We start from the raw sequence: 12,487 nt of genomic DNA, 5'->3' as shown, positions 1-12,487 counted from the left end.
TATCCGGGGATTTTGAAAAATTTTGCTCCGAAAGCCCCTTTAAAAATCTGTCAAGCTTTTGGTTAAATTTTATATCGCGACCTAACTCGATAATTTTATAACCCACCACTCGTCCGTCCGCGCCGAAAGTAACCTCGACCGCTGCGTCATCGTTAGTGGTAGCATCTTGTTTTAGCCACAGATATTCTAGCTTCTTTACAATATCTCCATAATAAGCCCTAAATTCTTTAGAATTTTGAATTTCGGTGTTTAAATTTGAAGAGGTAGAATTTTTAGCAGAATCCACATCTTCTGCAAAAAGCATACAGCAAAAGGCAAAAATACAAAAAAGTCTCTTCACTTTTTTTCCTTACAAATTCTAATTTGTCTTCATTACGTCGGACATCCTAGTATCAATCTCGTGCGACGCTCCGTCGGGAGACTTCGGGAAAGTCTGAGTCGATAGATTATCCAAAAAATCTCGCAACTTCTGGTTAAATTCAGTCTCTCGCCCCAACTCTATAATAGTATAATCCGCCACTCGCCCATCTGCGCTAAAGACTATTTTAATCCTTGCGTCGTCCTTCGCGGTCGCAACATATCTGCTCCATAGAACTTGAAGCTTTTTCTCGATAGCGCCGTAATAAGCGTTATACTCGCCCGTCCTTTGCGTCCTGCCACCAAGCTTATCGGATTTGACGACAGCATTTTTAGATGCCGCTTTATCCTTAGCACTAGAGGTGGCGGTTTCTTTATCGGACTTTTTGTTACTCTGAACGGCGTCGCTAGCTTTAGCGCTCTCCTCAAGCTTCTTATTGTCCTTAGTCGTATCCGAAAAAAGATCGCTCAAGCTCGGTTTTTCCTCTTTTTTCGGCTCCGGCTTAGCTTCCTCTTTTTTCTCTACTACTTTTTCGGAAGGTTTATCTTCCAACTTAGGCTCAGGCTTGGGCTCCTCTTTTTTGGGCTCAGCTTTAGGCTCGTCCTTTTTAGGTTCCGGCTTCGGCTCTTCCTTCGGCTTTTCGGGCTCTTTCGGCTTTGCCTGCACCGGAGGAGGCGGGACTACTTGCGCCGTAGTCTTAATTTTATCCTCCGGCACATCCTTCACATTCTTATTGTCAAACTCGCCTTGCTTTGTTTCTTTAGCGATTTCAGGCGCGGACGGAAGTTTATCATCTATTTCGAAATCAAAAGTAACATCCATATAATCGTTGGGATTGTCGGTATATTTTTTAAATTTTTCCTGCGGCTTTGAAATTTGATATAAAAGAACAAAAATCACCAGCAGATAGGCAAAAAGGGCGATTAAAAACGATTTAAAATTATCGTATTTAACCCCCGTAAAATTTGAATAATTAGCCATTTGTTTGAAGCGCGACTTTAGTAAAACCCGCTTGCTTTAAACTCTTTAAGACAAACATTACATCGTCATAAACGAGTCTCTTATCGGCTTGGATATAGACAGGTTTTTCCAAGCTATACTTGCCGGTGCCTTTAAGCAGCACGAGATTATCCGGGAATTCAGCTAGGCTCATCGAGCTTTTGTCGATATAAACCTTGCGATCTTCACCGATACGCACAAGCAAGAATTCTGCGGTATTTTCCGAAACCTGTGCTTTTGAGCCACTAGGCAGTTCGATCTTCTCATCGTAGATAATCGCCGTTTGCGCGACCATTAAAATCGCTAGCAAAACAAGCATAATATCGACGAGCGGAGTGATATTTAACTCTGGATTTTCGTCGAAATTATACATTAAATAGCTTTTCCAGTGTTTGCTTTAAATAGCAAAATATCTGCCGTACGATTTATGATGCTCATAACTTCGTATGCTTTGCGTTTTATAAGTAAGCTGAAGGTGTATGCGGGGATCGCTACAAAAATTCCACATCCTGTAGCAACCAGCGCCTCACTGATCGCAGGAGCGATAGTATCGATGCCGGAATTCCCGCCGCCAAGCTTGGAAAATGTGTGAAGTATGCTAACGACTGTACCAAATAGCCCGATAAACGGCGAAGTAGAGGCGACGATAGATAGCCAGGTAAGTCCGCTAGTGGAGTCGCGTTCAGCTTTGCCTTTATAAATTTCCAAGGCTTCTTTTGAAATTTTATCGGTATTTACTTTTTGAAAAATAGAGCCCGAAAGCGAAATCCTACCACCCATTAGTAAGGATTCGAGTGCCTTTGCTTCGCGGTGTTGCCACGCACTAAGCCCTACAAATCTGGAGATCAAAATCGTAAAAGTGACGATAAAATAGACGGATAACCAAGAAAGCACGAATATCGTAATAAACGTGCTTCTCGTAAAATAACTTAAAATTAGATCTAGCATATTTAACTTTGCCTTGCGAATTCGTCGACTCTAGCCATAATCGCTGCGGAATTTGCCGCATCGGAGCTAATGGACGCAAGCATATCTTTAGCGCGCTGCAAAGACTTCGCTACGGCGCTTTCGCTATCACCTCCGATAGCTACGGCTTGAGTGGCTAGAATAGTAGTTTTTTCTTCGGTAACTTCCAAAAATCCGTCGTTTACCAAAACAAGCTGCTTTTTGCCATCTTTATCTACGATCTCAACGACTCCGCCTTCGCTTTTATCTTTAAGCCCCGTTAGCAAGCTCGCATGCCCTGGCAAAATACCCATTTCGCCAGTAATGCCGGGGAGTTGGACGGATTTGACTTCGCCCGAAAAGACCATCCCTTCGGGTGTAACGATATCTAAAAGCAAAAATTCTTTCATCTTAAAATTCCTATGCTTTCATCTTTTCGGCTTTTGCTACTACCTCGTCGATATTTCCTACCATATAAAAGGCATTCTCCGGCAGATCGTCGTATTTGCCCTCTAAAATTCCCTTAAAGCCGGCGATAGTCTCCTCTAACGAGATATATTTGCCCGGACTTCCGGTAAATACCTCGGCTACGAAAAACGGCTGAGATAGATAGCGCTCGATCTTTCTAGCGCGCTCGACTACGAGTTTATCCTCTTCGCTAAGCTCGTCCATACCTAAAATCGCGATAATGTCTTGCAAATCTTTATATTTTTGAAGTACCGCTTGAACGCCGCGAGCGACCTTGTAATGCTCCTCACCGATGATTTGCGGATCAAGCATTCTTGAGGTCGAATCAAGTGGGTCAACGGCAGGATAAATTCCTTTTTCGGCAATCGCTCTGTTTAAAACGGTCGTCGCATCAAGGTGCGCAAAAACGGTCGCAGGCGCAGGGTCGGTAAGGTCGTCCGCGGGCACGTAAACGGCCTGAACGGAGGTGATGGAGCCCTTTTTAGTAGAAGTAATTCGCTCTTGCAGTTTACCCATTTCGCTAGCAAGTGTAGGCTGATAGCCGACCGCAGATGGAATTCGTCCTAAAAGCGCGGACATCTCCGAACCCGACTGCGAGAAGCGGAAGATATTGTCAATAAACATCAAAACGTCAAGCCCAAGCTCGTCGCGGAAATACTCGGCCATCGTAAGACCGGTTAGCGCGATACGATTTCTCGCCCCCGGTGGCTCGTTCATCTGACCGTAGGTTAAGGCGACTTTATCCAAAACGCCCGATTCTTTCATCTCGTTATAAAGGTCGTTTCCCTCTCTCGTTCGTTCGCCGACGCCCGCAAATACGGAGTAACCGCTGTGTTTGAAAGCGACGTTGTGGATTAGCTCCATGATGATGACGGTCTTGCCGACACCAGCACCGCCGAATAATCCTACCTTACCGCCCTTTGCGTAAGGGGCTAGCAGATCGACTACCTTAATGCCGGTTTCAAAAATTTCACTCTTCGTGCTTTGATTTTCAAAGCTAGGCGGATCTCTGTGGATCGACCAGCGGGTTTCAAATTTTTCATCCTCGCCTTCGTCGATCAGATCGCCCGTGACGTTAAAAATTCTACCCAAGACCTTCTCGCCCACTGGCACCGTAATAGGCGCGCCAAGAGCCATAGCCTCAAGTCCTCGCCTAAGTCCATCACTCATATCCATAGCAATCGTGCGGACGCGGTTGTCTCCAAGGTGCGCGGCTACCTCTAGGATCAGCCTACGATGAGCGCCCTCGACGTCAAATTTAACCTCGATAGCTTCATTAATCTTCGGCAAGTAGTCCTTGAAATCGACATCGACCACAGGACCCATTACCTGAGAAATTATTCCTTTCATCCGTTTTCCTTTCATTTCATTGATTCGACGCCGCTTATGATCTCGATAAGCTCAGTCGTGATAGAGCCTTGTCTGGCTTTGTTGTATGCTAAATTTAACTGCGATACGCGTTCTTTGGCGTTATTTGTCGCATTCTCCATCGCATTCATTCTCGAGCAGTGCTCCGCCGCCAAAGAGTCGATCAGCGCGTAATACATGCTGTAGCTAAGATAGCTCTGGATTAAATTTAACATCAATGTTTCTTCATCCTCAGGGCTTTCAACTTCTACTTCCAATGTAGATGTTTTTAAAGTGTCCTCGTTAATCGCAGGTTCACCGATCGGCACCAGCGTATTTACGCGCATCTCTTGGGTAATCATATTTAAATAGCCGTTGTGGATAAGTATGACTTCGTCAGTTTTACCTTCGTTAAAATCCTTAACTGCGGCTTGCACGATTTCGTTAGCTTTCTCGGACGATGGAGATGAGCTCACGCCGATATATCGCTCCAAAAGCTCAATGCCTTGAAAATCAAAATACTCTATCCCCTTTTTGCCGACGGCGCGAAGGCGAACCTTGATCTTTTTAGCCTTAAGCTCCTCGATCAAAGCTTTGATCTTTTTGATGGTGTTGATATTAAAACCGCCGCAAAGCCCTTTATCTGCGGTGATAAACAGCAAATCAACCACCTTTACTTCTCGCGTGGTATCGAAAATTTTAAGCTTTTCGTCGTTGCCCGAATTATTGCCTACGTAATTTTTAACGCGCGCAGAAATTTCACCCAAGACCTCGTTAATCTTCACCGCATAAGCTCGCGAGCGCATCGCCGCCTCTTTGGTGTTTTTGAGCTTGACGTTGGAGACCAGCTTCATAGCCTTGGTGGTCTTCTCCGTATTTTTAACGCTCTTGATCTGTAGCTTTATATCTTTTAAATTTGCCATAATTTAGCCTTTTTAAGCGGCAAAGGTCGCTTTAAAGTCATTTAATGCTTTGATCAAATTATCTTCCAAATTCTTCTCGATGGTCTTTTTGCTTCTGATCTCTTCAAAAATTTCAGGATATTTTGCCTCGATATACGGATAGAGCTCAGCTTCGAATTTGCCAATTGAGCTCGTAGGTACGTCGTCTAAAAATCCGCGACTTCCCGCAAAGATGATGACCACTTGATTTTCGACCGGAAGCGGCGAATAAGGAGGTTGCTTTAAAATTTCGACCATTCTTTGTCCGCGATCCAGCTGCTTGCGGCTACTCTCGTCCAGATCGCTCGCAAACTGCGCAAACGCCTGAAGTTCGCGGTATTGAGCAAGATCTAGGCGCAAGGTTCCCGAGACCTTTTTGATCGCTTTAATCTGCGCGGAACCGCCGACGCGGCTAACCGAAAGACCCACGTTGATCGCAGGACGAATTCCAGAGTTAAATAGACCAGACTCTAGGAAAATTTGACCGTCAGTGATAGAGATAACGTTTGTAGGGATATACGCCGAAACGTCGCCTGCCTGCGTCTCGATGATAGGAAGCGCCGTTAGGCTACCTGCACCGAGTGCATCGCTTAGTTTGCTAGCGCGCTCAAGCAAACGGGAATGTAGATAAAATACGTCGCCAGGATACGCCTCGCGTCCTGGCGGACGGCGCAAGATAAGTGACATTTCGCGATACGCAACCGCATGCTTGCTCAAATCATCGTAGATGATAAGCGCGTGGCGGGAGTTATCTCTGAAATACTCACCCATGGTGCAGCCCGAATACGGTGCCAAATACTGAAGCGCGGCTGCCTCGCTAGCACCGGCTGCAACTACGATCGTATAGTCCATCGCACCGTATTCTTCAAGCTTTTTAACGACTTGTGCGACGGTGGATTGCTTCTGGCCGATTGCTACATATATGCAGATGACATCCTGACCCTTTTGATTGATGATGGTATCAACAGCAACGGTAGTTTTTCCCGTTTGGCGGTCGCCGATGATGAGCTCGCGCTGTCCGCGACCAATCGGCACTAGCGCGTCGATCGCCTTAAGGCCAGTTTGAAGTGGCTCATGGACGGATTTACGAGCCATGATGCCTTTAGCCTTTTCTTCGACAAATCTAGTATCGCTGGTCTCTATCGCGCCTTTGCCGTCGATTGGCTCGCCTAGAGCGTTTACCACGCGACCGATTAATGCATCACCTACCGGAACGCGCAAAAGCTTACCCAGTCTTTTAACGCTACTACTTTCGTTAATACCGCTAGTATCGCCTAAAATAACGATGCCGACACTGCTCTCCTCTAAATTTAACGCGATACCACGAGCTCCGTTTTCGAATTCGACCATCTCGTTAGCCATTACGTTTTTTAAGCCGTAAACATTAGCAACACCGTCTGCGACCGAAACGACCTTGCCGGTTTCTTCGATATCAACGCTAAGATCGAAATTTTCAATTCGCTCTTTGATTATGCTGCTGATTTCGTCTGCCTTAATTTTCGCACCCACGCTTTACTCCTTTAAATTGCTTTTAAAATATATTCGCTCATTTTTTGTTTCAATCTATCAACTGAAAAACTAATCTCAAATCCAAGATCCTCTACTTCGATCTTAATGCCCTCAAGCTCACTTTTAACGGGTTGTAGGGTAATATCTGCATTAAATTTCTTTGAAATTTTAGCCTCTAGCTCTTTTATTTTCGCGACGTCTATTTCGGTAGCGGAATAAATTTTACCTAAGTATTTATTATCCAGCGCCGCAATATTCTTGCGCAGCTCCTCGACTATCTGTGGAATTAGCGCAATACGCCTATTCTTAGCTAAAAGTTTAATAAAATTTACGATTTTTTCGCTTGGATTTTTTATAAACGACGCAATAAGTTCCACTTTGGATTCCTCTTTTAGCGTCGGAGATTTTACAATATCTTGGAATTTTGGAATTCTAAATGCGCTTGCGACGCTCTCGAGCGTCTGCAAAACAGAGCCTAGTTCATCTTTTTTATAGCTCAGTATTAGGGCGTTTACATATCTTTTTGAGGTGTTATTTATCATCATCCGACCTTTTTCTCTACGATTTTAACCAGTTTGTCTTGACCAAATTTGATGTCATCCGATGCAAAAACGTCATCCAGTATCTCGCTTACGACCTCTTTTTTGATCTTGCGCGCCTCAAAGCTCTTCTGCTCATCGAAAGATTTTTGCAAATTCGCAATCTCTTGTTCGGTCGCATTTTTTATCTTTTCGGTAGCGAACACGATCTCTTTTTTAGCAGTTTCAATTAAAGCTGCGCCTTGAACCTTGGCATCTTGCAGATCTTTTTTAGCTTGCTCCTTGCGAGCTGCGGACTCTTTTAAAATTTTCTGATTAGCCTCAAGTCTAGATGCGATGCCGTTGATTCTACCTTGATATGCTGCTTTTGCAGGACCTTTTAAAAGATAAAACAAAATTCCGAAAAACAAAATGAAATTTATGCTTCGCCACAGCACGTCGTAGTCCTTGACTCCATCGTGCCCATCGCTTGCTAAAACAAACGCGGGAATTATAAATAAAAATAGATATTTTTTCATACTAAAATCCTCATACTTTAGCCACAGCGCTGCTTAGAGCATTTTTAAATTCCGGAATTTTAGCTTGCAAATCATTTTTTAGGTTGCGCTTTTGCTCATCCAAACCGCCTAAGAATTGATCGAAATCTTCCTCCATAGCGGCTTTTTTCTCGGCTATTTCTCTAGCGGCAGCCTGCTTCGCGCTATCCATCGCCTCTTGCTTTATTTTAACAGCTTGCAACTTCGCAGCATCCATGATCCTTACGATCTCTGCTTTATCGGCATCTGCATCTTGTGCGTTTTTCATCGCATTTGCCTCATCTTCTTTAATAATAGCTTCTCGCTTTTCCATATGCAAAAGTAGCGGTCTATAAAGCTTGATATTTAAGAAGTAAATCAAAGCTAAAAATACGACGATGGTCGTTATCATGGCGGTCAAACTTACGTCTAGCATCGCACCTCCTCCAGATTAGTTTTAAACAAAATGCGTATTTTACAATATGAAAAATTAAAATACACTATAAAAAATCATCCGATTTTCTTTAAAAACTCGGAAATTTGTAAAATTTCGCTAAATTCGATCGAAATTTTACGCTCTTTGATGCTTATTTTACCAAATTGATCAAGCTTGGCCTTTAGCTTTAAAAGCTCAGGCTTGAAGCTTTGAAATTCCGCACCAGGCTTTTTCTCTTTCGGAACGGTTTTATCTTTGAGCTTTTTTACTAAATTTTCGGTATCTCTTACGCTTAGACGCTGTCCTAAAATGGTATTTAGCGCTAAAATTTGATCCTCTTTTTCAAGTCCAACCATTATCTTGGCGTGCCCTTGCGAAATTTTATCTGCGCTTATGGCGTCTTGCACTTCGGAGCATAAATTTAAAAGCCTTAACGTGTTGGTAATCTGCGTGCGGGACTTTTTGATGATGTCGGCTAACTCCTCTTGCGTGATCCTGTATTCGCCGATGAGCTCCTTATAGGACTTAGCAAGCTCGATAGGATTTAGATCCTCGCGCTGGATATTTTCTATGAGGGCAAGCTCTCTTAAATTTTGAGATTTTATGTCCGCGACTACGGCTTTGATTTTACTCTCGCCCAAAAGCTTCGTCGCTCTTAGACGTCGCTCGCCGGCGATAAGGACGTAAGAATCATCTTTTTGAATAACAATGATAGGTTGAATGAGCCCGTGGCGAGCGATGCTTTCGCTTAGCTGCCTAAGTGCCTCTTCATCGAAGCTTTGACGCGGTTGATATGGATTTGGCTCGATTTTATCGACATCGATTTCGATAACTAAATTATCTGCATTTCCACTTTCTAGCTCCCTGTTATAGGAGCTTTCTACGTCGTCTAAAATCGCACCGAGCCCGCGACCGAGTGCTCTTTTTACCTTGCCCATTTTTGCTCCATTATGGATTTAGCGAGGTCTTGATAGGCAATGGAGCCAGCAGATTTTATATCGTATAAAACCACCGGCTTGCCAAAGCTTGGGCTTTCGGCTAGCTTAATATTGCGCGGGATGATGACTAGATCATCACTCTTGCCGATACGAAAGAGCTTATCATCAAAATACTCGCGTAAATTCGCGACCGTTTCTTTGGCTAGATTGTTTTGCAAGCTGTACATCGTAGGCAAAAATCCGCGAATTTTTAAATTTTTATTGAGTGTTTGCTTGACGACTTTTACGGTATTTAGGATCAGCGCGACGCCTTCAAGCGCATAGAATTCGCACTGAATCGGGATAATTACGCTATCACTTGCGACCAAGGCATTTACCGTAATGCTACCGAGCGTCGGCGGCGAATCGATGATGATGAAATCGTATCTGTCCTTAACCTCGGAAATTTTATTTTTTAGCATTAGTTTGAAGTCTTTCTCTTCGCTTACTTCGCGCTCGATACCTACAAGTCCAATGTTTGACGGTACTAAATCCATAAACTCAAGTTCGGTCTTTTGGATCACTTCGGACATGCTCTTACGCCCCGTTAGGACGTGATAAATGTTAAATTCAAAGTCGCTGCGGTTAAAGCCAAGTCCGGTCGTAGCGTTCGCCTGAGGGTCTACGTCAATCAGTAGGACCCGCTTTTTCTTTATCGCTAGCGACGCAGCGAGATTGACCGCTGTGGTCGTCTTTCCGACGCCGCCTTTTTGATTGGCAATCGTAATTACTTCACTCATCTTAAAGCATAAACCCTTTCTTCATTTATTATGATCGATCCGTCTTCGCAAAGTTTAGCCTGCGCAAGCGAAATTTTTTCGTCGCCTAGATGAACGCTAAATTTTTGCGATTTTTGGAATTGTAACGAAAAATTTCTAAAAATTTGCTTCCACGAGATTTTATTTTCATATAGCGTAAAAAAGCCCTCTATAGCGTCTTTTGCGCTGATTTTTATATCTAAAATTCCCGCATATTCGGGCGCGCCGAGTAGGTTTATGCCGATGCCGCAGATGAGGGTATTTTTGATCTTATTCGTCATCGTCCCACCGATTTTGCGCTCATCCACATAAAAATCGTTGGGCCATTTAAGCCAAAGCTGCGAGCCGAGCGATGCTAGAAGCTCCTGCATAATCATCGCAAAATATATGCTCGCCGACTGAGGCGGCACGTCCGCGGGCATATCGCTCTGCGCGACACAGAACGAAAATGCGAGATTGCCGCTCGCGCCCTCCCAATCATTGCCGCGCGAGCCGATACCGGCGCTTTGGCGATTTGCGGCGATCGCAAAAGGCGGCGTTATCCTGCCTTCGCGCACGGCGTTCACCAAAAACTCCTGCGTGGAGGGCATTTGCTCTACAAATTCTACTTGCAAAACCCGCTCCTTGCGTAAGGTGAAGGGCTCGCCTTGAAATATTGCAAGCGTTTAAATTCCGCGTAGTGATAGAATTTTGAGACAAGATAAAATTTAGCATGATTAAATTTTACGACATAGTGAAATTTTGTGCGATGGAATTTTACGCTCTTGCTAAATTCTTCGGCAATGCGGATTTTCCCAGCGGTATTTCGATAAAATTTTAAAGCTTTATCTCGCAAAAATTCTGTGGCACGATCATAGAATTTTAAGCGGTGTGTGTTCGGTGCGACGCCGCAAGGTTCGCAACTGCCAAAGCGAAATTTAAAGCTCCTGCGAGCGTAAAATTTTAAAGTATAGAAGCGAGGTTTTAGAATTTTATAAAGCCTTGATTTTGGAGCTTCGCTTCGAAATTCCGCACAGTAAAATTTTACTTCACGATCGCGGCGATACCCAAGGCAGAATTTCGCCGCGACGCCAAAAGCGCGGCGCAAATAAAATCCCAGCATAGCATCAAAAGCGTGGCACAAAACGCGAGAATTTAAAATCCCGCTTAGCATAGCAGGTCGCCGATCTTTAGCCGCTTGCCGTTTAGATACGCGCTAGCGTCCACCGGCTTTTTGCCGGGCTCTTGCACCTTTATGATCTTAACCGCGCCCTCGCTGCAAGAAACGCAAAAACTGGGCTTATCAACGTGTAGAATTTCGCTCGCGCGCTGAAATTTACGCCCGCAAGATTCGCGCAAAAGCTCTAGTTCTAAAATTTTTAACCCGCTAGCTAGATAAATCCCCGGCCAGGGCGTTAGCGCGCGAAATTTATTATAAATCTGCCGTGCGCTTTCCTCAAAGCTAAAAAGCCCGTCAGATTTGCTTATCTTTTTGCAGTGCGTAGCCTGCGCGCCCTCTTGCTTTAGCGGCGTCAAATTTGTAAAATTTCGTAACACTCGCACGATCAGCTCGCCCGCTAGATCGCCTAGCTCGTCAAACAGCTGCTCCGCCGTTTTATCCTCGCAAGGCGTGTAGGCAAAATCAAGAATATCGCCCGTGTCAAGCCCCGCATCCATCAGCATCGCCGTCACGCCCGTCTGCTTCTCGCCCGCCAAGATCGCGCTTTGGATCGGGCTTGCGCCGCGGTATTTAGGCAGGATCGAAGCGTGCAGGTTTATGCAAGGAGCGATATCAAGCACGCTTTGCGGCAAAATTTTACCGTATGCGGCAACCACGATAAAATCGGGTTTTAGCTCTTTTATCTGCGCCGCAACCGCCTCGTCTTTGAGTGTCGCAGGCTGAAAGATCGGCACGGCGGGCAGATACTGCTGCGCGTAAACTTTAACCTCGCTCGGAGTTAAAATTTGTTTCCTACCGGCGGGCTTATCAGGCTGCGTAAAGACGGCCGCGATATTAAATTTCGCCCCCGCAAGCGCGCGTAAAATTTTAGCCGCATACTCGGGCGTACCCATAAAAACTATACTCATTCTTTTCCTTTAAATTTAGCCACATCACGGTGCGAGCGATCATGCAGACGCTAGTTGTGCTCGAAATAAATTTTACGCAGACCGCGAAGCAAAACTGGTTCATACTCGCTTGAGCGAAGCAAAATTTATACGCATCGCACAAACTAAACCCCGCGCAAGAGGCCGCATCATTGCCGTTTTATGCGCCTTATTTGACGGCGGATTGATTTTTGTCCTCGGATCCGTCCGGCCAAGGCCAAAAAGCGCACGGATCTTCGGACCAATAAATCTTTGCAGACGGTTTCGCTCCCAGCTCATCAAGGCTAACCTTGCCGTCACGATTAGCATCGAGCCTCTTAAATTCAGAGCCTGAGCGCAGACTTAGCTTTACTCTCAGCCCAGACGGCACCTCGCTCGCCGTCCACTCCTGCAAGCTCAGTGCGCCGTCGTTATCTTTGTCATTAAACTCCATAAAATTCGGCACCGGATCGGCGGGATCGCAACCGTATGCGCCGAGACATAACAGCACAAGTATAAAAATTTTATTCATTTCGCCTTCTTAAATTTTTATCTTTTTGCGACGTTTGCGAGCGGTAAACATAAAAATTTACTCGCATATACGTGCGCGCTTAAAAGCCCACATTCGTCA

16 protein-coding genes are annotated in these 12,487 nt (G+C 44.9%); all 16 read right to left on the bottom strand.

Annotation, left to right across the window (positions count from 1 at the left end):
- On the bottom strand, positions 1 to 340 hold a 340-nt coding region (locus Q0620_RS10440; RefSeq protein WP_298785058.1), incomplete at its 3' end, for a TonB C-terminal domain-containing protein.
- Positions 341 to 358: 18 nt separating this feature from the next.
- Positions 359 to 1,339 (bottom strand): TonB C-terminal domain-containing protein, encoded by a 981-nt coding sequence (locus Q0620_RS10435; protein WP_298785056.1) that lies wholly within the window; start codon positions 1,337 to 1,339, stop codon positions 359 to 361.
- The gene (locus tag Q0620_RS10430) at positions 1,332 to 1,730 is read right to left on the bottom strand and encodes a biopolymer transporter ExbD (protein WP_005869629.1); all 399 of its coding nucleotides are present in this window, start codon (positions 1,728 to 1,730) and stop codon (positions 1,332 to 1,334) included. The genes Q0620_RS10435 and Q0620_RS10430 overlap by 8 nt, the downstream gene beginning before the upstream one ends.
- Complete coding sequence (locus Q0620_RS10425) at positions 1,730 to 2,305, bottom strand: MotA/TolQ/ExbB proton channel family protein (RefSeq protein ID WP_291938301.1); 576 nt, start codon at positions 2,303 to 2,305, stop codon at positions 1,730 to 1,732. The genes Q0620_RS10430 and Q0620_RS10425 overlap by 1 nt, the downstream gene beginning before the upstream one ends.
- A gap of 2 nt (positions 2,306 to 2,307) precedes the next feature.
- On the bottom strand, positions 2,308 to 2,712 hold the full coding sequence (gene atpC, locus Q0620_RS10420) for an ATP synthase F1 subunit epsilon (protein WP_291938303.1): 405 nt from the start codon (positions 2,710 to 2,712) through the stop codon (positions 2,308 to 2,310).
- Between the two features lie 10 nt (positions 2,713 to 2,722).
- Complete coding sequence (gene atpD, locus Q0620_RS10415) at positions 2,723 to 4,120, bottom strand: F0F1 ATP synthase subunit beta (protein WP_297894469.1); 1,398 nt, start codon at positions 4,118 to 4,120, stop codon at positions 2,723 to 2,725.
- 11 nt (positions 4,121 to 4,131) lie between these two features.
- Positions 4,132 to 5,040, bottom strand: a complete 909-nt coding sequence (gene atpG / locus Q0620_RS10410) for an ATP synthase F1 subunit gamma (RefSeq protein ID WP_298785054.1) — start codon at positions 5,038 to 5,040, stop codon at positions 4,132 to 4,134.
- A gap of 12 nt (positions 5,041 to 5,052) precedes the next feature.
- Positions 5,053 to 6,567, bottom strand: coding sequence for a F0F1 ATP synthase subunit alpha (gene atpA, locus Q0620_RS10405; RefSeq protein WP_298785052.1), 1,515 nt, complete (start codon positions 6,565 to 6,567; stop codon positions 5,053 to 5,055).
- An 11-nt stretch (positions 6,568 to 6,578) separates the two neighbouring features.
- Positions 6,579 to 7,109, bottom strand: coding sequence for a F0F1 ATP synthase subunit delta (locus Q0620_RS10400; protein WP_297950556.1), 531 nt, complete (start codon positions 7,107 to 7,109; stop codon positions 6,579 to 6,581).
- Entirely contained in the window at positions 7,109 to 7,624 is a 516-nt protein-coding gene (locus Q0620_RS10395; protein WP_298785050.1) for a F0F1 ATP synthase subunit B, read from the bottom strand. The genes Q0620_RS10400 and Q0620_RS10395 overlap by 1 nt, the downstream gene beginning before the upstream one ends.
- A gap of 10 nt (positions 7,625 to 7,634) precedes the next feature.
- On the bottom strand, positions 7,635 to 8,057 hold the full coding sequence (locus Q0620_RS10390) for a F0F1 ATP synthase subunit B' (RefSeq protein ID WP_297894462.1): 423 nt from the start codon (positions 8,055 to 8,057) through the stop codon (positions 7,635 to 7,637).
- A gap of 74 nt (positions 8,058 to 8,131) precedes the next feature.
- Positions 8,132 to 8,995: a ParB/RepB/Spo0J family partition protein gene (locus Q0620_RS10385; RefSeq protein ID WP_298785048.1), complete on the bottom strand. Its 864-nt coding sequence runs from the start codon at positions 8,993 to 8,995 to the stop codon at positions 8,132 to 8,134.
- Positions 8,983 to 9,774: an AAA family ATPase gene (locus Q0620_RS10380; protein ID WP_177389424.1), complete on the bottom strand. Its 792-nt coding sequence runs from the start codon at positions 9,772 to 9,774 to the stop codon at positions 8,983 to 8,985. Before Q0620_RS10380 ends, Q0620_RS10385 begins: the two co-directional genes overlap by 13 nt.
- On the bottom strand, positions 9,771 to 10,406 hold the full coding sequence (locus Q0620_RS10375; protein WP_298785046.1) for a biotin--[acetyl-CoA-carboxylase] ligase: 636 nt from the start codon (positions 10,404 to 10,406) through the stop codon (positions 9,771 to 9,773). Before Q0620_RS10375 ends, Q0620_RS10380 begins: the two co-directional genes overlap by 4 nt.
- A 532-nt stretch (positions 10,407 to 10,938) precedes the next feature.
- Positions 10,939 to 11,859, bottom strand: a complete 921-nt coding sequence (gene fmt, locus Q0620_RS10370) for a methionyl-tRNA formyltransferase (protein ID WP_298785044.1) — start codon at positions 11,857 to 11,859, stop codon at positions 10,939 to 10,941.
- Between the two features lie 187 nt (positions 11,860 to 12,046).
- Positions 12,047 to 12,388: a hypothetical protein gene (locus Q0620_RS10365; RefSeq protein WP_298785042.1), complete on the bottom strand. Its 342-nt coding sequence runs from the start codon at positions 12,386 to 12,388 to the stop codon at positions 12,047 to 12,049.
- Between the last annotated feature and the right edge of the window lie 99 nt (positions 12,389 to 12,487).

The sequence above is a fragment of the uncultured Campylobacter sp. genome (assembly GCF_938017615.1).
Classification (GTDB): domain Bacteria; phylum Campylobacterota; class Campylobacteria; order Campylobacterales; family Campylobacteraceae; genus Campylobacter_B.
This window is presented reverse-complemented; position numbering and strand designations above follow the sequence as displayed.